We start from the raw sequence: 26,098 nt of genomic DNA, 5'->3' as shown, positions 1-26,098 counted from the left end.
TGAACAGCTACTCAATTGCTACTGATCGTTCAAATTGTCTTTGCCCTACCACGGCCAAACCAATGCTGAGCACGTAAAGTATCAGCAAGGGTGCCATCGTTAACAGCATAGTTACGGGATCAATTGAAGGAGTAATGATGGCCGCCAAAACAGCAATCCCCACCACGGCAAAACGCCACTGTTCACGTAATGCTTTGGCTGTAACGACCCCTACACGGGCAACAAAGTAGATAATCACCGGCATTTCAAAGGCAATGCCAATCCAAAATAACATACGCAGCACAAACCCAATGTATCCAGTCGGCGTCCATTCCGGTTTAAAGATAGTGCTCAAAAAACCCGCTAAAAAGAAGATGGCCGCTGGAATAAGCACAAACCAGGCAAACAAAATTCCTAGTGCAAATAAAATGAGGGCACTGGGCAAAAAGATAAAAACGTACCGCTTTTCGTTGCGCGTGAGTCCCGGAACAATAAATTGCCAAAACTGGTACAAAATCACGGGCATGGAAAATATTGCTCCAGAGAGCAAAGAGATTCTGAAAAACGTTTCAATCCCTTCGGTTGGCTCTAATGTTTGTAACTCTACAATCCCTTCAATGCTCTGCGCGTATGGCCCCAACAAAAATTGCAGCACGGGTTCCGCAAAAGCAAAACTGAATGCAGTGGTAACCAGCAACGCCACAGCAACATACGTTAACCGAATCCGCAGCTCATTTAAGTGACCAAGCAGCGTCAGGCTGCCAGCCTCTAGTCCTTCATCGATCAGGGTATCTGAGGGGGAGTTTGCTTTGGCCATTATTCAGGATCGTCCGGCACATCGAGAAGGGAGGGTAGGTGGGGTACGGCCGTTTCTTGCTCATCATCTACCACGGTTTCATTTTGCTCCGGAGTAGATGTGGGCTTGCCATTGGAAACGCCCTTAACTGTCGGGGAGGGCATCAAATTTGGCAGTTGAATGCTGTTATTAATATCCGCAAATGCCTGTTTTCCGGCCTGAGTTGTTTCAGAAGTGGCCTGAGTGATTTCACCGCGCAAATCTGTTAGCTCCTTACGAAGCTGTTGCAGCTCTTGCATTGTTTCTCGTAAGGCTTCCCCGTCCCCAGAATTATCTAACTCATGGTTGAGCTGGCGCATAAACCCGCGCGAAATTTTTTGCATTTGAGCAGTGGTACGGCCCAGCCAACGCGCAGCCTGCCCAATGCGCTCCGGCCCCATGACGATGCCCGCAACAATTAGAATGAGAATTAGTTCCGGAAAGCCAATACCAAAAAAGCTGTCCATAAAACGTCAACTCGCCGACAACTTATGCCTCAATTTCCGAGGTGTCTTTCTCGTCATCTTCTTGGCTGCCTTCACGCACGCCCTCGCGAAAGGCACTAATACCTTTGCCTAGTTCGGAACCAATACGGCTAATGCGGCCGACACCAAAAACAAGCAGCACAACTGCCAAAATAATCAGAAGTTCGGGAACACCTAAACCTGCCATGAATGAAAATCTCCTTTCTATGAAAACCATAGAAATTATCTTGAAAACCAAAGGGCGATTTCTTTTCGGTTTGCTCAAGTAAAAGCCAAATGAAGGGTCGCACTCATTCAAAATATCTAGCTTTTACACATTACTACCTGACAAAAGCCCAAAAGTTGCAATAGAGTCAAGATTAATAAGGCTTTTATCTATCATTTGCATTTGCCAATGCAATTGTTTAGCAGCAGCAAAATTATAACAGAGAATAAGCAAAACGCAGTAGCTCTACGCATCTGTTCATTAAATTTTGTTATTGGTCGAAAAGCCATTTCTCTGTTTTAATTGTGTACGGGGAACCTGAACAAAGTACCTACAAATGTCGTTAATGAAACCAAAGGGGAAATCTACATGCAAATGCAAGATGTGCTTGGTCTAATTTTGGGCGGCGGCGCAGGAACTCGCTTGTACCCATTAACAAAAGAGCGTGCCAAACCCGCTGTGCCGCTCGCAGGCAAATATCGCCTTATTGACATTCCCATGAGCAACTGCCTTCATGCTGGCATCGAAAAAATTGCAATTCTCACCCAGTTCAACTCCGTATCACTTCATAGGCATATTCACCGCACCTACAATCGAGATGTTTTTTCGCCCGGTTGGGTTCAAATCCTGGCTGCAGAACAAAAGCCAACCAGTGTAGATTGGTACCAGGGCACGGCCGATGCCGTCCGCAAGCAAGCCATCGAAATTAAGCAGGCAGGAGCCAAATATACGCTCATACTGGCTGGCGATCATTTGTATCGCATGGATTACCGCAAGTTTGTTGAGCAACACGTTGAAACAAACGCAGATGTCACGGTAGCAGTACAGCCTGTTGGCCGCGATGCGGCTCCAGGCCTGGGTATCTTGAAGCTGGATGGCGAGAAAAACGTAGTTGAGTTTAAGGAGAAGCCCAAGACAGACGCAGAGCTGGATGTGATGGCAAGCTGGCCCGGTGCGGAACGGTCGTTCATGGCCTCGATGGGCATTTACGTGTTCAATACCGATATGCTGTTTGAACTACTTGATGGCGATGGAAACGATTTTGGTCGGGATGTCTTGCCGCAAGCAATGGAGTCCTGTCATTTGAAAGGATTCATTTTTGAAGGGTACTGGGAAGATATTGGAACCATTCAACGTTTTTACCAGGTCAACCTGGACATGGCCTCCGCCGATGCACCATTCGATTTTTACAGTGCCAAAGCACCAATTTATACCCGAGCACGCTTCTTGCCTGCCTCTGAAATCAATGGTGCCAGTTTAGACGATGTTCTACTCACCGATGGCTGCCGCATTTCCAAATCAAACATTAGCAATGCCGTCATCGGCTTACGCAGCATTGTCAAAGCCAATACCAGAATTGAAGCAACCATCATCATGGGGGCGGATTATTACGAATCGGAAGCGATGCTGCAGGAAAATGCAACCAAAGGAATTCCGGACGTGGGTATTGGCGAAGGCAGTTCGATTGCAGGTGCTATTGTTGACAAAAATGCACGTATCGGGCGCAACGTAGTGATTCGCAATATCCCAGACAGACCAGATGGGGAAGGGCCGAATTGGGTTGCAACAGATGGCATCGTCATTGTGCCTAAAAATGCCGTTATTCCAGACGGTACAGTAATCTAACTTTTTGGGGGAGCGGCGAAAAAATCGGCAGCTTTTTCTGGAGACTCATATGTCTCTAGAACATGGCCGTAAATATGAACTTCATTTTTTTCAGGTCGCACAATTGCGGGGAACCAGCCGTGTTGTTCTAGCGGCGGATGGGCTGCACCGCAAAATCCCGTGGCATTTGGGTCTTTTTTGGGGAACTGCCAGACAACCCACTCATGCAGCAGGCTTATTTTGAAGATTGTTGGTTTGGCAGCGTGAAGGCTAAGTTTGGTAATCTCTTTTTTCTCCACGAGTTTCCCTCCATCATAAAGTTACCCAAGAATCACATCTAGTACCTGGTCAGTATCTGCAAGATTATCGAACAGGTGATCTGGATGGTATTCGGCCAATGTTGATGCGGCGTGCCAACCGCTGGCTACAGCAACGGCCGTTGCTCTTCCAGCCCGCGCACATAAAATGTCTGCCGGAGTGTCGCCAATAATGATTGTATTGTTACCATTGAAATTGCCCCCCGTCAACTGATTGGCTCGGGCCATGCCGATGGCTGGCAATTCATTTCTATCTAGCGCATCAGACCCGTAAGCCCCAACTTTAAACAGAAGCGGGTCGAGGCCAGCGGCCGTTAGCTTCAGCGGGGCAGTTAGCTGGGCGTTGCCAGTGAGCAAACCCAACAGCAAATCATCTCTGGCCGTCAACTGATTTAAAAGCGCCTCTATGCCTGGACACGGAGCCATCTCTTTTTCCCAAAAGATTTTTTGGCCGTGCTCAACCATCAACTCATAAATGGCGGGCAGCTTTTGTTCGATCTCTTTGGCGGGTATGCCCACGGCCGTTAGCAAATCCGTGATGATGCGTGGGTCTGTCTTGCCGCTCATGTTGTAGCTATCCAGGGGGCCACAGGTACCGTACAGCGTTTCTAACGCATAGGCTAGCGTCAATCGCCCCGCCCCGTTACTGCGGATGAGTGTGCCGTCAATGTCAAACAGGAGTAATTTTTTCATGAAATTAGGCGGTTTCCAGCAACGGCCGTATTCTCAGCCAAATATCTTCTCTGGGCATGGGGCGCGGGGGAACGGCCGTTCCCATCTCTATGCCGCGTCCAGCTAAAGTCTGCTTAATGGCCCCGATGCGCGCGCCTGCTGGCAGTTGGGCTAGCAGGCGGTTAATGTGCCGCTGGTGCTGCTGGGCTTCGACAATCTCACCGTTAAAAAACGCTTGTGTAAGGGCAATAAATGGTTCAGGAACGGCCGTACTCAACCCACTAATCAAGCCATCCGCGCCCAGGGCCAACATGCCTAAGGCAGCCGCTTCGTTGCCTGCCAAAAACAGCAACTGTGGCGGAGCCGCATCCAGCAATTGCCGCACAATCTGAGCATCCGGTCGGCTGGATTTGATGCCCAGCAACGATGGAATTTCCGCACCCAACCGCGCCAGCAAGCTCGGTGTGATGCCATTGACAGCCAGTTGGGGAATATCGTACAGCATGAGCGGCAGGCTGGGAGCGCTGACCGCCACCTGATGGTAATAAGCTGCCAAGCCATCATCATTCATTTTATAAAAGTACGGCGTAACCACCGCCACCGCGTCTGCGCCAATTTGTTCAGCATGGCGGCACAAAGCTAGAGTCGATTCAAGTTGGTTGGTTCCTGTGTGTAGGATTACTGGCACGCGGCCGTCTACCACTGAGACGGCCGTTTCATGCAGCCGCATCCGCTCGGCATCACTCAACAACACGCCTTCCCCGGTGGTGCCACCCACAAACAGACCACTTACCCCCGCATCGAGCAAAAAGTTGATAAGTTGGGGCAATACGGCCGTGTTCACCGACACCCCATCTGCCAAAATTGGTGTTGCCAAGGCAGGTGCTACCCCGCCGTGTAATAACGCTTTTAATCGTGCGATTTTGTCTTTCATACTAATTTCTGGAGACTTTTGAAATTTTTACCTCTAAACGCAGCATCATTCTGGTGGAAAACTTCAAAAGTCTAGATAGGCTCCTATTTTAGAGGCATTTTGCCTCGGCGTCGGTTAACGCCGCTTCAAAAATGTGCAGACCCTCCTCAACCAATTTATGTGGGATATTTAGGGGCGGCGTAATGCGAATCGAATTGGTGCCGCACGGAATGAGCAATAAACCGTTCTCAAAAGCGTGCTGAATCAGATGATCCCGCAGCTTCACCGCCCGCTCCTTCGTCTCTCGGTCCTTCACAAACTCCATGCCAATCATCAAGCCACGTCCGCGCACGTCTCCCAGGCTGGGATGCCGCCCAGCCATCTCTACCAGCGCATCCATAATGTATTGGCCCGTCTCATCTGCCTTTGCCAGCAGATTCTCTTCTTCGATGACTTGTAGCGTGGTCAGGGCAGAAATGGCTGCTACTGGATTGCCACCAAAGGTGCTACCGTGCGATCCCGGCTTCCAATCCATAATCGCCTCTGGAGCAATGATGCCGCCAATTGGCATCCCGCTGCCCACACCTTTGGCAAAGCAAACAATGTCTGGCTGCACCTCTTCATGCTCAATGGCCCACCATTTGCCCGTGCGACCCACGCCGCTTTGAATTTCGTCTACAATCAGCAAAATACCATGCCGGTCGCACAGTTCGCGCAGGCGGCTAAAGAAGCCAGGAGCAGGCACAATGTAGCCACCCTCGCCCTGAATCGGCTCTACTAAAACGGCCGCTACATCCTCCGGCGATAGTGTGGTGCGAAACACTAAATCTTCCAGATAATCAATGACGGTGTCACCGTAGCTTTCATCCGCTTGCTGCACCAAAACTGGGCGGTACGCATTGGGGAATGGCAAATGGTACACCTTCACCCCGGGCAAATAGTTGGCGCGCTGCACCGACTTACTGGCGGTAAATGAGAGGGAACCCAGGGTACGGCCATGAAACGCGCCAAAAAAGCCAATGAAGCGGGTGCGGCCTGTTTTGTACATTGCCAGTTTAATAGCGGCTTCTACAGCTTCGGTGCCTGAATTGCCAAAGTAAACGCGGGAACGGCCGTCCATCGGGGCAATTTGCTGTAACTTTTCACCTAGCTCAACCGCTTGCGGATAATAAAAGTCGGCCAGGCAAACATGCCAAAATTTGTCAATCTGCTCTTTTACCGCTTCCACTACATGCGGATGGCGATGCCCCACGTTTAGCACCGCAACGCCTGCCATAAAATCAACGTAGCGACGGCCGTCTACGTCCCAAACTTCTGACCCTTCCGCCTTATCTACGACCAGCGCGTATTCGCGAGCATAAGACGGTGACAGCACATTGATGTCTCGCTTAATTAATTTCTGACCCACCGGACCAGCACCAGCCATGCTAAACTTCATATTGCCTCCGAAAAAATTAGACTTGTAACCAAATATGCGCCTGATGAGAAAGAGAGAAGCGTGAGGTGTGGAAATTAAATTCTCACAAATCTCTGTGTCCTCTGTGGCAAATTAAATTAACTCAATGGAAAACATGAGGGGATATCCCTCCAATTGAGCCGCAAAATAGGCTTTCCCCACCCGCTTTTTGGCCTCGCTGATTGGCAGCGTAGCCACCAACGCCAGCCCGTTAAAGTGGGCCGTAATCATGACATGCTCGGCTTCCAGTGGGGAAAGCTGAAAAATGCGCTGCAAAATGACTACCACAAAATCCATTGGCGTTACATCATCATTGTGGATAAGCACTCTGGCCAAATCTTCCTGATCTTCATTGGTCAGTTGCTCCAGATTGGTATCCAAATCCCAATCTGCCTCAGCCGTGATGCTCGGAAAGCCAGATGAATTATTGATTAGGGGATTGGACTTCTCAAGACTCATACCGCGCCCGATTTTACCTCAAAGCGGTTCGCCAGCCATGAAGATGCACGGCCCTTAATCATTTACACGGCCGTACTCATCCGGCACACCCTGAACCCCCACCTCATCCAACTGGTCATAAATGTGATGCACCTCTGGCGCACGGAAGCGAGCCGCCCGATTGGATGGCGGCAGCGGCTCATCGTAGAAAAAGTCTGGCAGATTGTCATCTTCCTCAACAAACCCTGCTGCCAAGTTAAACTCGCGCTCCAGCCTCAGCGTGGCTCTGCCAATCTTTTGGAAAAACGTGGGATCTAACTCGGTGCCAACGGCCGCATTTACCGCCTTCGCCAAAAATTCAACGTTGGGGTTGGTCACAGACCGCCCAAAAATGCACAAGCCAATCGAATCGACGGCCGCACACCCAATCTGCGCCTCTAAGCTGAGTCGCTTTAGCTCATCCAGATTTTTGCTACGCGAATTCACTTTGGGCACATTGCCTGCTGTGTGATCCGCACCCTGCGCTGTGGTCATCATGGAAATGCCCGTCACCTCGATAGCACGGGGATCATAAGCAGAGATGGCCTGCTTCTTGATGACCGGAACGCGGTGGATACCGTAATGTTCCCCCACCCGTGCCGTGCCTTGCGCCCAGAGACGGCCGTTCTCCGACCCCGCCTTCAATTCCAAAAAGACCCGTCGCATAAAATCCAGATCGCCAAACTTGGCCAGCCCTGCATCCATCAGTACCGCGATCATCGCCCCGGTTTCAATGGTGTCGATGCCCAGTTCATTGCAATATTGGTTCATTTCGGCAAGGTGATCCGGATCACGAAGGCCACAGTTAGTCCCCAGCAACGCCAACGTCTCGTACTCCACCGGCGAGGTAATCTCGTTGCCGTCGGCATCCACGTACACATTGCTGCACTGGATGGTGCAACCGGGCATACAGGCGTGAGAATGGTTCCCCCCGCGTGAATTATTTAGCTCGGTGATGTACGTCCCGCCCATCTTGAACGTCTCTTCAGAATCGTCCACCTGTGCGCCTAGCGTAAAATTATTCACCGGAATGCCGCCCACGTGATTGGTGTAATCTGCCATCCCCATCGTGCCGACAGGCTTGTATCCGTTTTGGATGGAAGGGTCTTCATTAATCCATTTCGCGTACGTACGCACCGATTCCAGCGTCTTTTTGCGGTCATGCAAATTGGGCATCTTGTGCAGCTCAACCACAATCGCCTTTACCTTCTTGTTGCCCATCACTGCCCCCACGCCACCCCGCGCAGCCAGCCGCGAAGCCCGCCCGTCACTGTCGCTGATGGTGATGCCCGCTAACAAACCTTGATACTCTCCCACCGGGCCGCATAGGGCAAAGCTAATCTTTTTGCCAAACTTTTCGTAAAGCAAATCGGCCGTTTCACTATTATTTTTGCCCAGGTACGGCGTGCCGTCGTTGAAGGTTAGCTGCCCCGCTTTATCAAAATGGAGCACGACCCAATCGTCTGATTGCCCATGCAAGGTAAACCCGGCCACGCCGACCCGCCCCATGCCGTAGGCCAACGTGCCACCTGCGTTCGCCTCCTTGATACCGCCCGTAAGCGGGCTTTTGCAACCCACGCTCAACCGATTGGCATTGGAAAAGGTAGTGCCAGCAAACGGCCCCGCCGAAAAAATGAGCGGATTGTCTGGCCCCAGCGGGTCAACGGTGGCTGCACCGCCTTCTACCAACGTTTTAGCGATGAGATAACGCCCGGCCATTACTAACTGTTCCCCTACCATCGGCTGGCTGGTCACGGTTTGGTCATTCAGATGAATTTGCAGGTAATTTCGCATGGGCTTCCTCATGGAAACCTGACAGGTTTGCGAAATGATTCATTGTGGAGACGGTGGTTATAAACCTGTCAGGTTTGGATTAACGAGTCTGTACAAGGTTAACACAAAACGGCCGTTCCCCCACCACATCCCCCGCCAATTTCAGCCAATCGCATGGTGAAAAATCCCAAATATTTAGCCAAATTGTGATAAGATTCCGGCATGAATAAAAAACCACAATTCTCCCTAGAAACGGCCGTTTCCCACATCAAAAACGGCGATACCATTCTCGTTGGCGGCTTTGGCATGACGGGCAATCCCGTCCATCTGCTGCACGCCCTGGCGGAGACCGACGTACGCGACCTCACCTATGTCGCCAACAACGTCGGCGAACCGGGCCTCGGCGGAGGGCGACTGCTGCGAAATGGGCAAATCGTAAAAGCAATCGGCTCCTTCTTCACCAGCAATCGTGAAGCAGTCGCCGCCGCCCAATCTGGAGCAATCGAGGTGGAGCTAATCCCCCAAGGCTCGCTGGCCGAAGCGATGCGCGCGGCCGGAGCAGGCATCGGCGGCTTTTACACCCCCACCTCAGCCGGAACCGTACTTGCCGAAGGCAAAGAGACCAAAGAAATCAACGGCGTGCAGCACGTCTTTCAGCCCGCACTGCGCGGCGACGTGGCACTTATTCGCGCCTGGCGCGCCGACGAAGCAGGCAACCTCGTTTACCGCATGACGGAGCAAAACTTTAACAAGGCGATGGCCACCGCTGCTAAGTTGGTCATCGTAGAAGCCGAAGAGATTGTGCCGCTGGGTGCGCTCGATCCCAACGAGATTCACACCCCCGGCTGCTACGTCGATTTTTTGGTGCAGGCCCACACCACGCTGGAAGATTTAGGCAGCTCCGCCTCCATCAGCGGCGGTGCCAAAAAGGTGAGCGAAGCGCGGATGAACATGGCTCGCCGCGCCCTGCAAGAGCTAAAAGCGGGGGATGTGGTCAACCTGGGCGTTGGCATTCCCACGCTGGTGGCCGATCTCATCACGCCAGAGCACGGCATCATTTTGCACACAGAAAATGGGATGTTGGGCGTTGGCCCCGCACCAGAAGCAGGTGGCGCGCTGGATTATCCGGTGAACGCGGGCAAAATTCCAGTGACGGCACTGCCCGGCAGCAGCTACTTCGACAGTGCCGACTCCTTTGCCATGATTCGCGGCGGGCATGTGGATGTGGCCATCATGGGCGGCTTGCAGGTGGATGAGGCAGGCAATTTGGCCAATTGGGCGGTGCCGGGCAAGCCGCTGCTGGGCGTTGGTGGGGCAATGGATTTGGCCTCAGGGGCTAAAAAGCTCATCATCACGATGACCCACGCCAGTCGAGACGGCGCGGCCAAAATCGTGCCGGAATGCACCTTGCCGCTCACTGCACTCGGCGCAGTGGACATGATCATCACCGATTTGGCGGTCTTTGGTTTTGAAGATGGCAAGCTGACACTGCTAGAACTGATGCCGGGGGCTACTTTGGAGGAAGTTGAGGGGAAGACGACGGCCGTTTTCTACAAAAGCCAGTAATCAGTTACCAGTCTGAAAGGGACAAGCATGGTTAAGCAAATGCGAGTTTCATGGCGCACGCTGCTCTTTTTTGTTTTAGTTTGGTTCATTGCCTATAGTTTTTTATCAGGCTTTTGGCCAGTAGTTCGATCGGATGGGGAGTGGAAAACCATTACAAATCTTCAGTATGGCTTTTCAGTAGATTACCCGACAAAGTGGAATGCGCAGATCTATGACGAGTCAGGATTTAAAGGCGAAGACGATGTAAAATTAAGAATTTATCGCTCTTTTAGAGATATTTTTGAAATAAGTGTTGAACATAAATTGGCATCTGAGCCCACCTTGGAAGAGGTGATTGAATGGGGAAATCTCCAAATTGATGTTTCTGCAGCAAATTTAGCCCGACGAGGTATTGAACCAAATTACGAGTTGGTTAATTCAGAAGAAATGGTTATTAGGGGAAAGACCGTCTTTAGGGAACGCTACAGTTTAGGAGAGGCGATGTATGAAAATATCTATCTTGCTCGTGAAAACGACATGATAATCATAACGCTTCAAGCCAAGGAAACTGAGTTTGACAATTATTTAGAAGATTTTAACGCAATTGCAGCTAGCTTTCGCCCCTTAGATTAATCCCTCTTGCTGTAGGCGTGTCTTCAGGTTCACGCTGTGACCGGGTACAGAGATAAAATGGCTCTTTTAGAATCATTATTGCTTTTACATTTAGTTTTCAGATGGGTATTCGCTATTGCGGAAACAGCTATCATCCTCTTAATAATCGCATATAGTGACAAATGGCTCAATACGAAATTAAAATGGATTATAATTTTCCTAATTATTCTCATGTCCATCTCTGTTCTCTTCTCGTTATACATAATTTTATATGGAGATTTCGGAATTCCTTTACCAATGTTTTAGGGGCCCATGCTCCGTACAAACTCATTTAAGGAAGAAACAGAATGGTTGATGTCTTGATAGTTGGTGCAGGATTAGCCGGCCTAGTGGCGGCAAATTCGCTGCAAGAAACCGGGAAATCGGTGCTGGTAGTGGAAAAGGCACGGGGCGTTGGAGGACGGTTAGCAACGTGGCGGCTGGGTCCGGGGCGTGGCGATTACGGGGCGCAATTTTTCACCGTGCGGGAGCCACGGTTTCAACAGTTTGTAGATGAATGGCAGCAGGCGGGGCTGGTTTATGAATGGTCGCGAGGCTGGGCCGATGGCTCGGCGGTGGCTACCAATCAGGAAGATGGATTTCCGCGCTACGCGATTGCTGGGGGGATGACGGCCGTTGCCAAACATCTAGCCGCCAATCTCACCCTGCACAACCAAACCAGGCTCACCCAAATTCGTCTGACTGGGGATGGTTGGGAAGTGGAGGTTGCAAACGGCCGTACCATCCAAGCCCACGCCCTCCTCCTCGCTCCGCCTGTGCCGCAATCGCTGGCCCTACTGGACGCTGGCAACGTGCCACTTGCGGCAGCAGATCGCGCCGCACTGGAAAAGATCAGCTATGCGCCTTGTCTTTCCGGTATGTTTTGGGTAGAGGGGAACGTTTCGCTGCCAGAGCCGGGTGGTTTACAGCGACCAGAAGCCACCCTTAGTTGGCTGGCCGACAACCAGCGCAAAGGCATCTCGCCAGAGGCCAAAATCTTAACTGCGCATGTTAATCCAGCAATGAGCCAGTTGTGGTATGAAGCACCTAAAAATGAGTTGGTGGGGATATTTTTGCGGGAGTTACGGCCGTTTCTCAGCAAAACGGCCGTCGTCAAAGCCCATCACATTCACAAATGGCGTTATGCGCTGCCTACTAAGCTATACACAGAGCACACCCTTTTGGCCGATAGCTTACCCCCACTGGCCTTTGCCGGTGATGCTTTCAACGGCCCCCGTGTGGAAGGTGCGGCCCTCTCTGGCCTGGCCGCCGCCAAAGCTCTACTCAATAATTCAGCGTAAAATCGTAAAATTAGCTCTCCTGGCTGGCTTCGGCGCTGTGCAGCACATTGGCGGGTTCGTCATACCGACCCTCTAGCTCATCCAGCTTGGTGCCTTCCCACAGCGGTACGCCGTTGGTGTACGCCGCCCGGCCAATCATATGCGCTGAAACTGGCGCGGTTAACAAGACAAACACGATGGTGGCAATGGCTCGGCTGGCAACACCCAATTCGCCAAAAAAGGTAACTGCCCCCAACAAAATTAGCCCTAAGCCAAGCGTGGCTGCTTTGGTAGCCGCCGACATCCGCAAATACAAATCTGGCAAGCGCACCAAGCCAATGCCCGCTACCACAATTAGGAACACGCCCAGCAGCATCAAAATCGTGCCAAAAATTTCACCCATCAAATTACTCCTTCCGTAACATGAGTTATTCTCTTAAATCCACGTAGTAGGCAAAGGCAATCGTCCCCAGAAAAGAGATGAGTGCCAACACGGTGGCCACATCCATAATTAGCGGCTCATTCATAATCATGGCGTAAACGGCCGTTACCGCAATCCCCACCGTCATCAGCAAATCCAAAGCCACAACCCGATCTGGCAGGCTTGGTCCCTGGCGCATTCGCCAAAACGCCAGAGCCACCGTGATCATTAAAAACGTTAAGCCTGTGTAGCCAATCAATAGGTTCATATGGACAGCTCCAAAATGCGCCGTTCAAATCCGTTTTTGATGCCTGCCCGAAACGCTTCCACATCCCGCACGTCAATAGCGTGAACATACATGGTGCTGTGATCAGTGGAGACATCGAGCGTGAGCGTGCCGGGGGTGAGCGTAATGAGGTTACCCAGCAGCGTAATGGCCGCATCAGATTTCACATCCAGCGGAATGGCTATGATGGCTGGCTGCATGGCAGGGCGACGTGACAGCACCAATACAACGACGCGCAGGCTGGAAACGACCAGTTCCCGCAAAAAGTAGCCAATAAAGAAGATGAGCAAGCGCACCCGAACGCCATAGCGAACGGCCGCTGCTGAATGTTGAGTCAGGCGCAGTACTAAAAACGCCAAAATGAAGCCCATTGCAAAGTTGCCTGCCTCATACAGCCCGGTCAGCGCCACCCAAACGATGGCCAGCAGCAAATTGAGTAAAAACATTAAGGCAGCCCTCCTACCGTTTGGCCAAGCACCGTTTGCACATAAAGCGCAGGATTCAGCAACTGCTCAGCGGCCGTCATGGCAATCCCCAGGAAATATTCAGCCCCTAGCCCGATGGTGATGGTACAGGCAGCCAGCAACACCACCGGGATAAAGCGCAGCACCCAGCCTGAACCGTTGGGTGGAAACGGCCGTTCTTTTTCCTCTGGTGGTCGCTTCCAATACGCTTGCGTCCAAATCTTGATCATCGAGTAGAGCGTCAGTAAGCTCACAGCCAATGCCGTAAACACAATCGCATATGACTCTACTTCTAACCCCGCCTTTATCAGCGTGAATTTGGCCCAAAAGCCAGACAGCGGCGGAATGCCTGCCAGCGACAGCGCAGAAACCAAAAATAGCCCAGCCAGCAGCGGCAACCGCACATAAAGCCCGCCGAGCTTCTTCAACTCATAAGTGCAGCTCACCCAGTTGGTAATACCGCTAATTAAAAAGAGATTGGTCTTAACAATGATGTGGTGAATGATGTAAAAGATGGCACCAGCTAGTGCCAGTGGCGTGAATAAGGCCAAGCCCATCACCATATACCCAATCTGGCTGGAAATATGGAAAGATAAGATGCGCCTGTAATGATTTTGCGACGCCGCCCCCAGCACGCCCGTCACCATTGTTAACCCTGCCAAAATGAGCAAAATGAGATTGGTGTAGGCCTGATCATGCACAAACAGCAGCGTAAACACACGGATGATGGCATACACGCCCACTTTGGTTAGTAGACCGGCAAAAATGGCAGAAACGGCCGTGGGCGGGGTGTGGTACGCAGCCGGTAGCCAGCTAAACAGGGGGAACAAAGCTGCCTTAATGCCAAACGCCACCAAAAACATCATGGCCAAAGTGGTCACCACGCCGGGCGGAGCCGTGCGCAGCCGCATTGCCAAATCCGCCATATTCAGCGACCCCGCTACGCCGTACAGAATACCCGCCGCAGCCAGGAAAATCGCCGAGGCCATCAAATTTAGCGTCACGTATTTAATCGCTCCTTCCAACTGCTGCCGTTCGCTGCCCAGTGCCAGCAGCACAAATGAGGCAATCAACATTACCTCAAACCAAACGTAGAGATTAAAAACGTCGCCAGCCAAAAAGGAGCCAGACACACCCATGAGTAAAATCTGGTAAAGTGAATAAAATCCCAACCGCTGCCGAATCTCATCAATGTTGGCCAGTGAATACAGTCCTACCACCAGGCCCATCAGCGCAGCCAGCGTTAGCATGATTGCCGTAAACAAATCAGCATAGAGGGTAATGCCAAAAGGTGCTTGCCAACTGCCGATTTGTACCGCTTGGGGGCCTAACTGCCTAACCTGGCTAAACAGCAAGCCAGTAACCAGCAGCAACAGCAGCGACCCAACTATGCTTAATGTTCGCTGCACCTGACGCCGATGCCAGTTCAGGACGCAAAAGATCGCCGTTAGAAATGGCACCAGGATAGGCAGCAGCAGCAAAAATTTGATCGGTATCATAGATTAGTGCGATCCGTAGACGTAATTTTGTCCATATCATCTGTGCCAATCCGTTGGTAAACCCGCCGGATGAGCACAATGGCAAACGCTTGGGCACCAAAGCCAATCACAATGGCCGTCAGGATGAGTGCCTGGGGCAAAGGGTCGGCAATCGTAGCGATGTCTACACCTTCGTGCAGCAGTGGGGCATTGCCGCGCACCAAATCGCCCATCGAAAAGATGAGCATATTGGAGGCATGACCAATTAGGGCCAAACCAATGATCAATTTGACAAGGCTGCGCCGCCGGATCATGTAAACGCCAGCGGCATACAGCGTGCCGACGATCAGTGCCATTACAATTTCCATTAGTAACTTTCCTCTTTCTGACCGCTGTCTTCCTCAGCCAGGGTCAAAATAATGAGCAGGGTCACGCCTATCACCGTAACGTACACGCCAATATCGAACAGCAGTGGCGTGCCGAGCTTGCCGAGGGCGGCATATTCTTGCTCACCCCAAACAGAGGTCATGAACGGCCGTCCCAACAAAATAGGTGATATGAGGCCACTGGAAACGGCCATGAGCAACCCTACCCCAATCAGCTTTAAGGGATCAAACAGTAGTATCCGTCGCGCTTCTGGCATGCCATTGGCAAAGCCGTACAGGGCAAATGCAGCCGAGGCGACCAACCCGGCAATAAAGCCCCCCCCCGGATCATGATGGCCGCGAAATAGGATAAAGACTGAAAAGAGCAAAATGAGTGGCAACAGGTAGCGGGTTGCCGTCGTTAAAATCAAGGAGCGCATTTAGACATCCTCCTCTTGGGTTAATTCAGGGTTTGGGGGCTGGACTGGTTGGGAAACGGCCGTTTCGCCATCTCGCGCCAGGTACAACGTACGTGATTTTAGCAGTGCGTACACGCCAATCGCCGCTACAGAAAGCACCGTGATTTCCACCATCGTGTCGAGGCCGCGAAAATCAACCAAAATGACGTTCACGATATTATGTCCCTTGGCCAGCGGCTCCGTGCTGCGAATGAAGAAGTCTGTGAGTTCCGACGCGCCCACCAAATGAACCACCTGCGCCATCAGGGTCAGCCCCGCCATTAGGAGACCCACAAAACCGGCCATGACGGCATCCCGCAGGTGCGTGCGCCGCGAGCTAAATTGTTCAAAACGGGGCAGGCGGTACAGCACCAGCACGAACAAAATAACGGTTAATGTTTCGATGGCAAACTGGGTCATCGCCAAATCGGGGGCACTAAACAGAATGTAGTAGACGGCAATGCTGTACCCCACCACGCCCAGGCCCGCAACGGCCGTTAAGCGAGACTCCACCCGCACCACCAAAGCCACCGCCGCCAAAAGCACCACTGCCAAAATCATTTCTGGTAAGCGCAGCGGCGTCAGGTTCAACGTCTCCCAGGGGATGTTGGTACGGAAGCCCAGGGTGCCGCCCACAAATAGCAAGGTGGTGATTATGACGTAGAGCAGGTAGTAACGCAGCTTGCCATTTTGGAACTTCTCTGTGAACCAGCTAGCCAGGCCCAACGTGCCGTCGAGCAACCAACCATACCATTTTTCTGGCCCGATGGGCTGAACGGCCGTATCCCATCCCACTACACCTGGCCGCAACCGCTCATGCACAGCAAATAAACCAATGCCCCCTAGCCAGGTCAACAGGCTCAAACCCAGCATTGGCGTCAGCCCGTGCCACAGTGCCAAATGCAAATGCTTCTCACTGCCCATCAACGCCGACACGGCTGGGGAAACCAACGCACCGCTGATGGCGTCGCTACTGGCAAACAGACCCAGCAATAGTGCCAGCACCCCCAAAACCAGTGGCCCCAGCCACATATTCAAAGGTGTTTTGTGATGGGGTTGCGCTTCTTTCAGGTCACCAAAAAACGGCCGTACCAGCAAAATCAACGCCGCTGTCACCATCAAAATATTCGTCAATAGCAGCACACCGGTCAGCAGGAGGGCATACAGCGGTAGCTCTAACGTTGTCTCGTACATGAGCTCTTTGCCAATGAACCCTAGAAATGGCGGTAGCCCAGCCATCGAGCCAGCGGCCAGCAGAACCCCGGCAAACGTCCAGGGCATTTTGCGGCGCAAACCGCCAAGCTGGCGCACGTCGCGCGTTCCGGTTTCATGGTCGATGATGCCTGCCGCCATGAACAGCCCCCCTTTGTACAGGGCGTGAATAAGCAGGAAGAGAACGGCCGTTTCCAACGCTAACTCCGTGCCAATTCCCAACAGCAGCACCAGCGTCCCCAACGCACTGATCGTCGAGTAAGCTAGAATCTCTTTCAAATCCGTCTTTTGCCAGGAGAGCCACGCGCCCAGCAGGGCCGTTATTGCCCCAATAATCGTGACTACGTAAAACCACTCACCGCTGTCGCCTAGCGTTGGCTGAAGGCGGCCCAGCAGGTAAACGCCCGCCTTCACCATTGTAGCGGAGTGTAGGTAAGTGCTAACCGGGGCAGGGCCAGCCATCGCGTTGGGCAGCCAAAAGTGGAATGGGAATTGAGCCGATTTTGTAAATGCGCCTAGCAAAATCAAAATCAGAATGGGAACAAAGCCAGAGCTTTGTAAAAGCAGTTCCTGATTGGCCTGTATTTCTTGGAAGGAGCTGCTGCCAGCAACGGCCGTCGCCCAGATCAATCCTGCCAGCATCAGCAAGCCACCCAGCCCGGTTACCAGCAACGCCTGCAACGCCGCCTTCTGTGAGCTTTCTTTTTCGTGGTAAAAACCAATCAGGAAGAATGAGGAAAGCGACGTCAGTTCCCAGGCAATGTACATGAGGAAGACGTTGTCTGCCAGCACCAGCACCAGCATGGAGGCCATAAAAATGAGAATGAAGGTGTAAAAACGGCCTATTGCTGGATGGTTTTTTAGATAGCTGCTGGCATAAATAATCACCAATGCGCCCATGCCGCTTACGACCAACGCCAGACACAAGCCCCAGCCATCCACCACAAACGTTAGATTAATGTCCAGACTAGGCACCCAACTGAGCTGCGCCACCACCATATGGCCACTGGCAACTGGGCCTACCAAGCTGAGAAAATAAGCAAACAGGCTTAATGGCAGCAAGGCTAGAACCCAGCCAGTGGTCTGGCGTAGCAGCCGGTGTAGCCAGGGAACAAACAGGGAGAGGATAAAGCCAGAGAGCAAGGCCAGAATCAACCCTCTGGCCACGACGGGGTTAACCATCGCTAGTTTCTCTGGATTGGCGCATGGCGTAAGCGAGTAAATCTTCCAAATGCAGATCGTTGACGACACGGCCGTTTTCATCCACCACAGCCACCACATTCAAATTAGAAACCAGCAAAGTGTCCATCGCTTCGGCCACAGTGGACTGCTGCGAGATGCTCATATCCTGGCTGTTGGGAATACGGAGATCAGCGGCCGTTTGCGCCCGCGCCAGCCGCCGCAGCTTGCGTTCTGATAGGGCAAAAGGGGTTTTAAGCAAGCCCAAATGCAGCCAGCCCCAAATAAGTAGCTCCTTTAGATTAACAATGCCAGCCAAACCGCCCTGCGCATCAAGCAGAAATACCGATTTCGGTGCCTCTTCTGTTAGCAGATGCTCCAAAATCTCGGCCAGTTCGGTTTCTGGCGTCACTCTCAGCGCACGCTGCGGGCTGTTTTCACTGATTACGGTAACGGGTAATTGATTCATGAGTTCCTTCTTCACTTTGCATGGTTCTTTGTCGAATCTAATGAAAATTTTAACAGCAGAGCGTCGTTTCACAAAAATGAACTTGACGCTCTGAATTAGGCAAGGTAAAAATCAATGAGGCAATTTGTTCGCCATTTTCACCATTAAGATGGATAATTTTAACCATGACTGATCTAAGCAATTATTACCAAACTGTCCAAGATAAGGGAAGCCTGCGTACGCCCGCTCATGCACACCGCTGGAGCACGGCCGTTCTCAAAACGCTCGGCTTTAATTTAGACGGCCGTACCAAAAAGAAGCTGGCCAATGCCCTTCCCAAAGAGCTGGGGAATGACGTGAAGCGTATTTTTTGGCTGCTCCACTTCAAAAACAGCCAGATCAGTAGCCATGAATTCCAAAACCAGGTGTCGCGGCGCAGCGGCAATAGCGACCCACACTTTGCCCGTACCCCCATTTTGGCTGTCTTCCACGGTGTCAAGCAGTTAGTGGATGGCAACGTACAGCAAGCCGTCGCTGATGCACTTTCACCAGAAGTGCGCGAACTGTGGGAAAAAGCGTAAAGCCAGTAATCAGTGAACAGTGGGTCAGTAATCAGTAAAAAAACTGAATACTGATGACTGAAAACTGATTACTTTTCACTCCATAGTGATTAGTAAAAGTGCAACCACACAAGCAGATGATCCTCACTGGCACAAAGCCAGCACATGGATCATCTGCCTTTTTTTGTTGTTGCTGGTGGGATGTACCCAGCCAAATGTGAGCCAAACTGACGGAACGGCCGTTCCCCTCACGCTCCAGGTAGATGGCCAAACCTTTAACCTCACCACCAGCAGTGCCACCGTCCGTGAACTGCTATCTGAGGCTGGTGTAGACGTGGGCGAGCTAGATGAGGTCGATCCCCCGCTGTTCACGCCGCTCACCCCAGACATGGCCATTCGCGTGGTGCGCGTCAGCGAGACGGTGGAAATCACTGAAGAAATCATCCCCTTCGAGCGCAAATTTGTGCGTACCGACACAATGAGTGCCGATGATCCGCCGCAAATTGTGCAGGCGGGGCAAAATGGCAGCAAAGAGATCACCATTCGCATTGTGTATCGAGACGGACAAGAGGTGAGTCGCATTCGCACCAATGAAGTCACCCTGGCAGAACCACAAGACGAACTGGTGATGATTGGCATTGGGGCCAACCGGGGCAACGTGGATTTTGGTGGCAATTTGGCGATTATTAGCGGTGGCACGACCGTTCTCATGCGGGGCAGTACGGCCGTGCCTGAAACGCTCAACACTGGGGATGGCCTGGACGGACGCGTGTTTAGCCTGTCGCCAGACGGCCGTCACCTGCTCTACACGCGTGTTTTCACTGACAGCGGCAGCGTTGACCAAAACAACGGCTTTGGCAATACTCTATGGATCATTGGTACCGAGCGTGGCGCACGCCCGCAAGAATTAGGGGTGACCAACGTGCTTTGGGCCGATTGGAATCCCAACCGCCTCAGCCCTTACCAAATTGCTTACACCACCGCCAATCCAGTTGATCAGCCGCCCGGCTGGGAAGCCAACAATGATCTCTGGCTGGCCGACTGGTCTGACGACGCCGACTTCTTGTTTGAGCCAGAGCAGTTTATCGACACTTACCCCGCACTCAATGGTTGGTGGGGGGGGAACTACGCCTGGTCCCCAGACGGCCGTATGCTGGCCTATGCCTACGCCAATGAAATGGGCGTCATCGACACCTTTGCCGAGGAAAATGCGTTTAAGCGGCGGCAGCTACAGCAGTTCACTGCTTACAACACGCTGGCCGACTGGGTTTGGGTGCCTACACTCACCTGGTCGCCAGACGGCCGTTTTGTGGCCATTACCAATCACGGCGGCGAAGATGATCGCACAATGGAGTTTAACAGTTGGGTGTTTGACATCTTCTCCTCACTCAACCAGCAACTCATCGACCAAACCGGCATGTGGGGCCATTTGCATTGGGTCACCAATCCTAACCAAAGCCACATCGCCTTTTTGCGCACGGCCGATCCGGTAGACAGCCTGCGCAGCAACTACACCCTCTGGCTGATGGACCAGGATGGCAGCAACGCCCGCCAAATTTACCCGCCGCTGGGTGAAAACAGTGCTTTCCCTCGCGACCGTCACTTCATGGCCTGGGGGCCAAGCGGGCAGGACATTGCCTTTATTTTTGATGATGATCTGTTCATCATGAATTTGGAAACTTCGATTGCGACCCAAATCACTGCCGACGACACCCTTGCCAGCCACCCCACCTGGGCACCGTACGGCCTCGGCCTACGTCTCCCCGCCAGCAACAACGATGACACCCCCCTCAACCTGGCCCCCACACTCACCCCGCCCCGGCAGGTTGTTCCTTCAGAATAAAGCGTTTCTGCTGTAAACAGCCAAAAAAGAAAGTAGCAAGACATGATGAAAAATGTCTTGCTACTGTAAGGTTATTTTATTGGTTGGCGTTTTATGGAGCAGCTACAAAGGAAAGCGTTCCGCCACCAGCTGGTAAAATCAGTTCCATTTCGTTACCACCTGGCATGACCCGGTAATCTTGAGCCGCTTCTAGGCTGCTGATAAATGCCTGGTAATGGGAATCCGACCCGCATTCGGCCAGCGTCATTGGCCCAGGCGTGGCTAGCAGACTGCCATTCAGGCCACTCTGCCGTAATTCGTAGCTCATGCTGGCCTGATTACAGTCGGCAACAATTTCAATCGTGCCATCTGCACGGTAGGTCACTTGGTACAGTTCCGGATTGTCAATCATTACGATTTCACTGCTGCCGGGTTGAATTGGGCCGCTCGTCCACTGCCAGGTCTTCTCTTGTAGGCCGGAGACAGGCACGCCATCAATTTCCAATGAAGCAACCAATGCATCCAGTGCTGCTAAGTTAGGGGTGAAGTCGGAACTGTCCAATCCATTTAGCAGCTCCGTTTTTTCGGCCATGTAGGCTGCGTAATCGTTAGCCAATCGGTCAAATTCCTCTTGGGAGACATCTTCAATAGCGAGCAGGGCTGTTGTCGTGATGGGGTAGAAGAAGGAGACCAGGTAACGGCCGTCATTGGTGAAGCCCTGGTAGACGTAGGTAAGATTCTGGTTAGTCACCGGGTTGGCATCTTGAGCCCAGCGGCCAATGAAACGGTAGCCGCTTTGGGCTGCACTCGTCTCATGCAGTTGACCGGAAAGGATGGCCCGTCCCAACTGCGCGGTCAAGTCTTTGACGCCCATGATTTCTTCAAAAGGTAGCGCGGCAACTGCACCAGACGTATTGGCAATGTACGTCCGGTCAGCAATCAGTGTCAGGGCGTCGGCGACCGATGTATTTCCCGCCTCATCCCACATTTGCTGGTAAGCCTCGACCGGAATGAGATACATAATGGGGTCGCCAAGCTGGTGACCGGCCGCTTCGGTGTCGCCAAACAGGATTTCAATGTGTGCCGGCAGGCCGACCGGGCCGGGAGGCATACTTTGGTCGTACGGTTTTTCAGGCACGACGACCCAATTCCAAGATGAGGCGACGCCTGTCGTATCTAACCGGAGGCTCTGCGCGTCCAATGCTGGGGTGGAATCGGCCGTCTGCGCCTCGCGGCTCAAAATCATGTTGCCCGCATCCAATTTCAAGTTCAACACCAGATTGCCATCATCGTCAAAGACGTAAGTGACGACGTCGCCCAATTTAGCCAGAAACTCATTGTACAGGGAGCCGGGTTCACATTCGGCCAGCGTCATCGGGCCTGGGGCAAAGGTGAGGCTGCTGCCATCAATTGTGGCTTGGCTGCTGGCATTGTTACAGTCGGCTTTGATATTAACTGTGCCATCGGCCAGGAAATCCAACGTATATTGGGTTGGGTCGGACACGGTGATATCGTTGCTTTCAGCCCCATCGGCCGAATCCTCGAAAGCCAGCCAATACCAGATGCCCAGTAGCTCGTCGGGTACGGCCGTTTCGTCTATGGTGTCGGATTCAGGCGGCGTTTCGGTAGGAACGGCCGTTTCCGTTTCGGAATTGGTCTCATCCACAGTGCCTGGATTGCAGGCAACCAATCCCAATAGTAAAGTCAATAAAACAAATAAAATTGATTTAGTTTTCATGATGATTCTCCTTTCCATTTTCGATTTTCATTTCAATTTCAAATTCTAAGCGGCGGCGCAAAGAAAGATATTCTTGAGTTTGCTGTGTTGTTGCTGCGACCGCCCAGCGGCTTAATGTTTCTAGGCAGAGAGTGTAATCATGGCACACCTCTTGAAAATCTTCGTCGGCTTGCCATAGCTGCCAAATACGCTCTTCTTGGCTTGGGAAATGGTTGATAACTTGTTGGACAGCCTGATTCATCACGTCACTGCTCCTTGTTTTGTTTCACTATCATCATAGCGGAGCGGGAAACGGCCGTGAAGTAACGAGAGGGTAAGTTACGGTAACATGAGGTAACATAGCGAGCATGGCTCAATCAACCGGGATGACCCCAGATGGCGTTGCTCAACCTGAGGCATCCGCAATTATGGCTCAACTAGAACGGATATTGTCCAGTTCTGTTTTTATTGCTTCACCTAGCCTGTCCCAATTTTTGCAATTTGTGGTGACAGAAACGCTGGCTGGACGCGCCGGGCAAATTAAGGCCTACACCGTGGCTACCAAAGCGTGGGGGCGTGAGCGCGACTTTGATCCCCAAGCTGACCCGATTGTGCGCATTCAAGCTGGTCGGCTGCGGCGGGCACTGCACGATTATTATGCAGACGAAGGGCTAGCGGCTCCGATCCGCATCGAACTGCCAAAAGGAACCTATGTGCCCCGGTTTACGGCCGTTGCCGCTCAGTATGAGGAAACAGAACATACCCCGGCGGCCGAAATAATCACCGAAGGACCGGTCTTGGCCGTCCTGCCCTTTCACAGCTTGAGCAGCGATGCCTCCCAAGATCATTTTGTTGACGCCATTGGCGATGAACTGACTGTTTATTTCTCTCGCTTTCAGGGATTGGCCGTCATCGCCTACCATTCCTGCCGCCGCTTCAGCAATACAACCCAAAGCGTGCCGGAAATCGGCCGACAGTTAGGTGCTGATTTCCTTGTAACCGGAACTGTTTATCGTGACAAGAAACGCTTACGCCTCTCGGTCGCCCTAAATGATGCCCATGACGGCTTGCAGGTGTGGGCACAGCAATTCGACCGTGAATTGACCGCCGCCACGCTCTTTGATGTGCAAGATGAAATTATTGAGCGCATTGTGGCCATCATTGGTTCCAACTATGGCGTCATCCCCCGCCTGGTAGCCCAAACGGCGCGGGCCAAGCGGATCGACGACTTGACCGTTTACGAAGCGGTCCTGCGGCGGGCTGATTTTCTGATGAATGTAACGCCTGAAGCCCATCAGGAAGCGCGGCAAGCATTGGAACAGGCAGTGGAGACAGCACCGACCTATGCCCCGGCTTGGGCGGCACTGGGCGGCATGTATACCAATGCTTATATTCTAGGGCTAGACTCGCCGGACGATCCGCTGGGTGAAGCCTTAATCTGCGCCAATCGAGCCATTCGGCTGGACCCGCACTGCCAAGAGGCTCATAGCGTGTTGGCCAATATCTATTTTCAACACCGGGATCAAGCAGGGGTGCAGCGGGTCTGCCACCGCTCCCTTGAACTAAATCCCAATGACGCTGCTTATATCGGCACCGCCGGTTTTTGGCTGGCTTTAGCGGGCGACGAGGCAAGCGGCCTGGCTCTTTTGGATAGGGCAATCAAGCTCAACCCATTTTTCCCCGGCTGGTTCCGCCTGCCTTATTTTTTGCATCATTTTTCCCGTAGAGAGGACGAGCAGGCGCTGGCTGAGGCACAGGCGTTTAATCTACCCGGCTTGTTCTGGGATGCATTATTACGGGCTGCTGCTTTGAGTCGACTGGGACGCCTAGCTGAGGCACAGGCGGCGGTAGATGACCTGCTAAGGTTGAAACCGGATTTTCCTGAACAGGCGGATCATTTTCTGAGCATGTTTGTCATGAAGGGCGATTTGCGTAAGCAAATACTAGAATCGTTGCAAGAAGCAGGGCTATCGATACCCTAACCAAGCGCGAAATGTTCGTCTACCCACCCTTTCTCCCTGAATTTTCAACGACAAATTATGCTAAAATACGGCCGTATCTGACAAAAAAGTCAGGCAGCGTGGACACCGTTAAATTTTCTCTGTCCCCCTCTGCGCCACGCCGCTAAGTTAGTCTGAGGAGAGGAACGATGAATCAAAAACCAGATGCTATCATCATTGGTGCCGGAATCATTGGCTGCGCCATCGCCTTTGAACTCACAAAGCGTGGCTACAAACCATTGAACATCGACAAACTACCCGCCGCTGGGTTTGGCTCCACCAGCAATTCGTGTGCCATTGTGCGCTTTCATTATTCCACGCTCGATGGGGCGCAAATGGCCTTTGAAAATTACTTTTACTGGAAAGATTGGGCAGATTACATTGGACCAGTTGATGAGCGCGGCTATGCCAAATATGTGGAATGTGGCTTTGTCATCCTGCGCAACAACGATCCTGGCGAACAAAATTTCATCAATATATTTGAGCAAGTTGGCATCGCGTACGAAGAGTGGACCCTAGAAACTCTGCGGGAAAAGTTCCCCATCGGCAATTTGCACACCTTTGCCCCACCCCGTCCCATTGATGATGAGGCCTTTTGGGAAGACCCCACCACGCCGCTCACCGGCGGCATCTACAATCCGCAAGGTGGCTACGTCAACGATCCGCAGTTGGCGACCTACAATTTGATGCAGGCGGCGCAAGCCAATGGCGGCAACTTTTTGTTTAATGCGGAGGTCGTGGCAGTGCGGCAGGAAAACGGCCGTGTTTCAGGCATCACCCTCAGCGACGGCACCCAGATTGACGCCCCCATTGTCGTCAACGCTGCCGGGCCGCACTCGTTTATTGTCAATCGCCTGGCCGGTGTGGAAGACGGGATGCAGATCAAAACAAACGCCCTGCGCCGGGAGGTGCACCATGTCGCCTCACCCAAAGGGTTCAACTTCAACGAAAAAGGGTTCATCTTTTCGGATGCCGACTGTGGTATCTACTATCGTCCCGAAACTGGAAACAACATCCTCGTTGGCAGCACCGACCCTGAATGTGACCCCAAAGAATGGGTCGCCAACCCAGATGAATACCAACCTCATCTCACTGACCAGCTTTGGAAAACCCAGGTATACCGCCTGGCCCGCCGCATTCCCGATCTGGAGATTCCCTCAAAACCAAGCGGCATCGTCAGCCTGTACGACGTCTCCGACGACTGGATTCCCATTTATGACCAATCCGATCTGCCGGGCTTTTATCTGGCAGTCGGCACCAGCGGCAACCAGTTTAAAAACGCCGCCGGCGTGGGACACCTGATGGCCACGCTCATCGATGCGGTGGAAAATGGGCAAAACCATGATGTGGACCCGATCCAGGTAAAAATGCCCTATACCAGTGCTGTGCTCAATGCTGGCTTCTACTCCCGCCTCCGCGAAATCAACACAGAAAGCAGCCATACAGTGCTAGGATAAAAAATCTCCTTCGTCGGAAACTAAGCATTTCCAACGAA

General features: G+C 52.3%; 27 protein-coding genes. 8 read left to right on the top strand and 19 right to left on the bottom strand.

Features of this window, described 5'->3' with window-relative positions:
- Positions 1 to 7 precede the first annotated feature (7 nt).
- Genes tatC through tatA form a run of 3 tightly spaced genes read right to left on the bottom strand, consistent with a single transcriptional unit; the run spans position 8 to position 1,486 of the window.
- Positions 8 to 796, bottom strand: a complete 789-nt coding sequence (tatC, locus tag ACOQPU_RS25800) for a twin-arginine translocase subunit TatC (protein WP_420642704.1) — start codon at positions 794 to 796, stop codon at positions 8 to 10.
- Complete coding sequence (locus ACOQPU_RS25795; protein ID WP_420642703.1) at positions 796 to 1,281, bottom strand: twin-arginine translocase TatA/TatE family subunit; 486 nt, start codon at positions 1,279 to 1,281, stop codon at positions 796 to 798. Before ACOQPU_RS25795 ends, tatC begins: the two co-directional genes overlap by 1 nt.
- Before the next feature lie 22 nt (positions 1,282 to 1,303).
- Entirely contained in the window at positions 1,304 to 1,486 is a 183-nt protein-coding gene (gene tatA, locus ACOQPU_RS25790) for a twin-arginine translocase TatA/TatE family subunit (protein WP_420642702.1), read from the bottom strand.
- Between the two features lie 387 nt (positions 1,487 to 1,873).
- On the opposite strand from tatA, the gene ACOQPU_RS25785 reads away from it, so the two are divergent.
- A complete protein-coding gene (locus ACOQPU_RS25785) occupies positions 1,874 to 3,130 on the top strand; it encodes a glucose-1-phosphate adenylyltransferase (protein ID WP_420642701.1) in 1,257 nt (418 codons plus the stop codon).
- Here ACOQPU_RS25785 and ACOQPU_RS25780 read toward each other — a convergent pair.
- From ACOQPU_RS25780 to ACOQPU_RS25755, 6 genes are all read right to left on the bottom strand, one after another.
- Complete coding sequence (locus tag ACOQPU_RS25780; RefSeq protein ID WP_420642700.1) at positions 3,127 to 3,408, bottom strand: hypothetical protein; 282 nt, start codon at positions 3,406 to 3,408, stop codon at positions 3,127 to 3,129. The genes ACOQPU_RS25785 and ACOQPU_RS25780 overlap by 4 nt on opposite strands.
- A 21-nt stretch (positions 3,409 to 3,429) precedes the next feature.
- Positions 3,430 to 4,119 (bottom strand): HAD family hydrolase, encoded by a 690-nt coding sequence (locus ACOQPU_RS25775; protein WP_420642699.1) that lies wholly within the window; start codon positions 4,117 to 4,119, stop codon positions 3,430 to 3,432.
- 4 nt (positions 4,120 to 4,123) lie between these two features.
- The gene (locus tag ACOQPU_RS25770) at positions 4,124 to 5,032 is read right to left on the bottom strand and encodes a dihydrodipicolinate synthase family protein (RefSeq protein ID WP_420642698.1); all 909 of its coding nucleotides are present in this window, start codon (positions 5,030 to 5,032) and stop codon (positions 4,124 to 4,126) included.
- 88 nt (positions 5,033 to 5,120) lie between these two features.
- On the bottom strand, positions 5,121 to 6,449 hold the full coding sequence (locus tag ACOQPU_RS25765) for an acetyl ornithine aminotransferase family protein (RefSeq protein ID WP_420642697.1): 1,329 nt from the start codon (positions 6,447 to 6,449) through the stop codon (positions 5,121 to 5,123).
- A gap of 111 nt (positions 6,450 to 6,560) precedes the next feature.
- Positions 6,561 to 6,926: an ATP-dependent Clp protease adaptor ClpS gene (locus tag ACOQPU_RS25760; RefSeq protein ID WP_420642696.1), complete on the bottom strand. Its 366-nt coding sequence runs from the start codon at positions 6,924 to 6,926 to the stop codon at positions 6,561 to 6,563.
- A gap of 54 nt (positions 6,927 to 6,980) precedes the next feature.
- The gene (locus ACOQPU_RS25755; protein ID WP_420642695.1) at positions 6,981 to 8,738 is read right to left on the bottom strand and encodes an aldehyde ferredoxin oxidoreductase C-terminal domain-containing protein; all 1,758 of its coding nucleotides are present in this window, start codon (positions 8,736 to 8,738) and stop codon (positions 6,981 to 6,983) included.
- A gap of 201 nt (positions 8,739 to 8,939) precedes the next feature.
- Here ACOQPU_RS25755 and ACOQPU_RS25750 point away from each other — a divergent pair, with 201 nt between their 5' ends.
- From ACOQPU_RS25750 to ACOQPU_RS25740, 3 genes are all read left to right on the top strand, one after another.
- A complete protein-coding gene (locus ACOQPU_RS25750) occupies positions 8,940 to 10,283 on the top strand; it encodes a 3-oxoacid CoA-transferase (RefSeq protein WP_420642694.1) in 1,344 nt (447 codons plus the stop codon).
- Positions 10,284 to 10,310: 27 nt separating this feature from the next.
- Positions 10,311 to 10,895 (top strand): hypothetical protein, encoded by a 585-nt coding sequence (locus ACOQPU_RS25745; RefSeq protein WP_420642693.1) that lies wholly within the window; start codon positions 10,311 to 10,313, stop codon positions 10,893 to 10,895.
- 326 nt (positions 10,896 to 11,221) lie between these two features.
- On the top strand, positions 11,222 to 12,214 hold the full coding sequence (locus ACOQPU_RS25740; RefSeq protein WP_420642692.1) for an NAD(P)/FAD-dependent oxidoreductase: 993 nt from the start codon (positions 11,222 to 11,224) through the stop codon (positions 12,212 to 12,214).
- 10 nt (positions 12,215 to 12,224) lie between these two features.
- On the opposite strand, the gene mnhG is transcribed toward ACOQPU_RS25740, so the two are convergent.
- From mnhG to ACOQPU_RS25700, 8 genes are read right to left on the bottom strand one after another with little or no spacing between them, the layout of a single operon-like run.
- A complete protein-coding gene (mnhG, locus tag ACOQPU_RS25735; protein ID WP_420642691.1) occupies positions 12,225 to 12,596 on the bottom strand; it encodes a monovalent cation/H(+) antiporter subunit G in 372 nt (123 codons plus the stop codon).
- Between the two features lie 25 nt (positions 12,597 to 12,621).
- Positions 12,622 to 12,882: a monovalent cation/H+ antiporter complex subunit F gene (locus ACOQPU_RS25730; protein ID WP_420642690.1), complete on the bottom strand. Its 261-nt coding sequence runs from the start codon at positions 12,880 to 12,882 to the stop codon at positions 12,622 to 12,624.
- A complete protein-coding gene (locus ACOQPU_RS25725) occupies positions 12,879 to 13,346 on the bottom strand; it encodes a Na+/H+ antiporter subunit E (RefSeq protein ID WP_420642689.1) in 468 nt (155 codons plus the stop codon). Before ACOQPU_RS25725 ends, ACOQPU_RS25730 begins: the two co-directional genes overlap by 4 nt.
- Complete coding sequence (locus ACOQPU_RS25720; RefSeq protein ID WP_420642688.1) at positions 13,346 to 14,863, bottom strand: Na+/H+ antiporter subunit D; 1,518 nt, start codon at positions 14,861 to 14,863, stop codon at positions 13,346 to 13,348. Before ACOQPU_RS25720 ends, ACOQPU_RS25725 begins: the two co-directional genes overlap by 1 nt.
- Positions 14,860 to 15,210 carry a Na+/H+ antiporter subunit C gene (locus tag ACOQPU_RS25715; protein ID WP_420642687.1) on the bottom strand — a complete coding sequence of 117 codons (351 nt, stop codon included), beginning with the start codon at positions 15,208 to 15,210 and terminating at the stop codon, positions 14,860 to 14,862. Before ACOQPU_RS25715 ends, ACOQPU_RS25720 begins: the two co-directional genes overlap by 4 nt.
- Positions 15,210 to 15,647 carry a Na+/H+ antiporter subunit B gene (locus ACOQPU_RS25710; protein WP_420642686.1) on the bottom strand — a complete coding sequence of 146 codons (438 nt, stop codon included), beginning with the start codon at positions 15,645 to 15,647 and terminating at the stop codon, positions 15,210 to 15,212. Before ACOQPU_RS25710 ends, ACOQPU_RS25715 begins: the two co-directional genes overlap by 1 nt.
- A complete protein-coding gene (locus ACOQPU_RS25705) occupies positions 15,648 to 18,059 on the bottom strand; it encodes a putative monovalent cation/H+ antiporter subunit A (protein WP_420642685.1) in 2,412 nt (803 codons plus the stop codon). It abuts the gene before it with no gap.
- Positions 18,052 to 18,525, bottom strand: a complete 474-nt coding sequence (locus ACOQPU_RS25700) for a CBS domain-containing protein (protein ID WP_420642684.1) — start codon at positions 18,523 to 18,525, stop codon at positions 18,052 to 18,054. Before ACOQPU_RS25700 ends, ACOQPU_RS25705 begins: the two co-directional genes overlap by 8 nt.
- A 164-nt stretch (positions 18,526 to 18,689) precedes the next feature.
- Here ACOQPU_RS25700 and ACOQPU_RS25695 point away from each other — a divergent pair, with 164 nt between their 5' ends.
- On the top strand, positions 18,690 to 19,085 hold the full coding sequence (locus ACOQPU_RS25695; RefSeq protein WP_420642683.1) for a DUF2267 domain-containing protein: 396 nt from the start codon (positions 18,690 to 18,692) through the stop codon (positions 19,083 to 19,085).
- A 196-nt stretch (positions 19,086 to 19,281) separates the two neighbouring features.
- Positions 19,282 to 20,907: a G5 domain-containing protein gene (locus ACOQPU_RS25690; RefSeq protein WP_420642682.1), complete on the top strand. Its 1,626-nt coding sequence runs from the start codon at positions 19,282 to 19,284 to the stop codon at positions 20,905 to 20,907.
- Between the two features lie 91 nt (positions 20,908 to 20,998).
- Here ACOQPU_RS25690 and ACOQPU_RS25685 read toward each other — a convergent pair whose 3' ends face one another.
- Both ACOQPU_RS25685 and ACOQPU_RS25680 read right to left on the bottom strand, forming a co-directional pair.
- Positions 20,999 to 22,624 (bottom strand): META domain-containing protein, encoded by a 1,626-nt coding sequence (locus ACOQPU_RS25685; RefSeq protein WP_420642681.1) that lies wholly within the window; start codon positions 22,622 to 22,624, stop codon positions 20,999 to 21,001.
- A complete protein-coding gene (locus ACOQPU_RS25680) occupies positions 22,614 to 22,865 on the bottom strand; it encodes a hypothetical protein (protein ID WP_420642680.1) in 252 nt (83 codons plus the stop codon). The genes ACOQPU_RS25685 and ACOQPU_RS25680 overlap by 11 nt, the downstream gene beginning before the upstream one ends.
- Before the next feature lie 106 nt (positions 22,866 to 22,971).
- Here ACOQPU_RS25680 and ACOQPU_RS25675 point away from each other — a divergent pair, with 106 nt between their 5' ends.
- Both ACOQPU_RS25675 and ACOQPU_RS25670 read left to right on the top strand, forming a co-directional pair.
- Positions 22,972 to 24,585 carry a hypothetical protein gene (locus ACOQPU_RS25675; protein ID WP_420642679.1) on the top strand — a complete coding sequence of 538 codons (1,614 nt, stop codon included), beginning with the start codon at positions 22,972 to 22,974 and terminating at the stop codon, positions 24,583 to 24,585.
- Positions 24,586 to 24,752: 167 nt separating this feature from the next.
- On the top strand, positions 24,753 to 26,060 hold the full coding sequence (locus ACOQPU_RS25670) for an NAD(P)/FAD-dependent oxidoreductase (protein WP_420642678.1): 1,308 nt from the start codon (positions 24,753 to 24,755) through the stop codon (positions 26,058 to 26,060).
- Positions 26,061 to 26,098: the final 38 nt, after the last annotated feature.

This window comes from Candidatus Leptofilum sp. (assembly GCF_965223285.1).
Classification (GTDB): domain Bacteria; phylum Chloroflexota; class Anaerolineae; order Promineifilales; family Promineifilaceae; genus Leptofilum.
Note: the sequence above shows the minus strand (reverse complement) of the source record. Positions and strands in the feature narration are given on the sequence as shown.

Coding starts and splice junctions, on each gene's coding strand:
- ACOQPU_RS25675 (WP_420642679.1), top strand. CDS start 22,972: ATGGCTCAATCAACCGGGATGACCCCAGATGGCGTTGCTCAACCTGAG.
- ACOQPU_RS25715 (WP_420642687.1), bottom strand. CDS start 15,210: ATGGAAATTGTAATGGCACTGATCGTCGGCACGCTGTATGCCGCTGGC.
- tatC (WP_420642704.1), bottom strand. CDS start 796: ATGGCCAAAGCAAACTCCCCCTCAGATACCCTGATCGATGAAGGACTA.
- ACOQPU_RS25770 (WP_420642698.1), bottom strand. CDS start 5,032: ATGAAAGACAAAATCGCACGATTAAAAGCGTTATTACACGGCGGGGTA.
- ACOQPU_RS25670 (WP_420642678.1), top strand. CDS start 24,753: ATGAATCAAAAACCAGATGCTATCATCATTGGTGCCGGAATCATTGGC.
- ACOQPU_RS25765 (WP_420642697.1), bottom strand. CDS start 6,449: ATGAAGTTTAGCATGGCTGGTGCTGGTCCGGTGGGTCAGAAATTAATT.
- ACOQPU_RS25760 (WP_420642696.1), bottom strand. CDS start 6,926: ATGAGTCTTGAGAAGTCCAATCCCCTAATCAATAATTCATCTGGCTTT.
- ACOQPU_RS25725 (WP_420642689.1), bottom strand. CDS start 13,346: ATGTTTTTACTCAATTTGCTGCTGGCCATCGTTTGGGTGGCGCTGACC.
- mnhG (WP_420642691.1), bottom strand. CDS start 12,596: ATGGGTGAAATTTTTGGCACGATTTTGATGCTGCTGGGCGTGTTCCTA.
- ACOQPU_RS25745 (WP_420642693.1), top strand. CDS start 10,311: ATGGTTAAGCAAATGCGAGTTTCATGGCGCACGCTGCTCTTTTTTGTT.
- ACOQPU_RS25755 (WP_420642695.1), bottom strand. CDS start 8,738: ATGCGAAATTACCTGCAAATTCATCTGAATGACCAAACCGTGACCAGC.
- ACOQPU_RS25680 (WP_420642680.1), bottom strand. CDS start 22,865: ATGAATCAGGCTGTCCAACAAGTTATCAACCATTTCCCAAGCCAAGAA.
- ACOQPU_RS25705 (WP_420642685.1), bottom strand. CDS start 18,059: ATGGTTAACCCCGTCGTGGCCAGAGGGTTGATTCTGGCCTTGCTCTCT.
- ACOQPU_RS25740 (WP_420642692.1), top strand. CDS start 11,222: ATGGTTGATGTCTTGATAGTTGGTGCAGGATTAGCCGGCCTAGTGGCG.
- ACOQPU_RS25795 (WP_420642703.1), bottom strand. CDS start 1,281: ATGGACAGCTTTTTTGGTATTGGCTTTCCGGAACTAATTCTCATTCTA.
- ACOQPU_RS25730 (WP_420642690.1), bottom strand. CDS start 12,882: ATGAACCTATTGATTGGCTACACAGGCTTAACGTTTTTAATGATCACG.
- tatA (WP_420642702.1), bottom strand. CDS start 1,486: ATGGCAGGTTTAGGTGTTCCCGAACTTCTGATTATTTTGGCAGTTGTG.
- ACOQPU_RS25700 (WP_420642684.1), bottom strand. CDS start 18,525: ATGAATCAATTACCCGTTACCGTAATCAGTGAAAACAGCCCGCAGCGT.
- ACOQPU_RS25750 (WP_420642694.1), top strand. CDS start 8,940: ATGAATAAAAAACCACAATTCTCCCTAGAAACGGCCGTTTCCCACATC.
- ACOQPU_RS25685 (WP_420642681.1), bottom strand. CDS start 22,624: ATGAAAACTAAATCAATTTTATTTGTTTTATTGACTTTACTATTGGGA.
- ACOQPU_RS25710 (WP_420642686.1), bottom strand. CDS start 15,647: ATGCGCTCCTTGATTTTAACGACGGCAACCCGCTACCTGTTGCCACTC.
- ACOQPU_RS25695 (WP_420642683.1), top strand. CDS start 18,690: ATGACTGATCTAAGCAATTATTACCAAACTGTCCAAGATAAGGGAAGC.
- ACOQPU_RS25775 (WP_420642699.1), bottom strand. CDS start 4,119: ATGAAAAAATTACTCCTGTTTGACATTGACGGCACACTCATCCGCAGT.
- ACOQPU_RS25720 (WP_420642688.1), bottom strand. CDS start 14,863: ATGATACCGATCAAATTTTTGCTGCTGCTGCCTATCCTGGTGCCATTT.
- ACOQPU_RS25785 (WP_420642701.1), top strand. CDS start 1,874: ATGCAAATGCAAGATGTGCTTGGTCTAATTTTGGGCGGCGGCGCAGGA.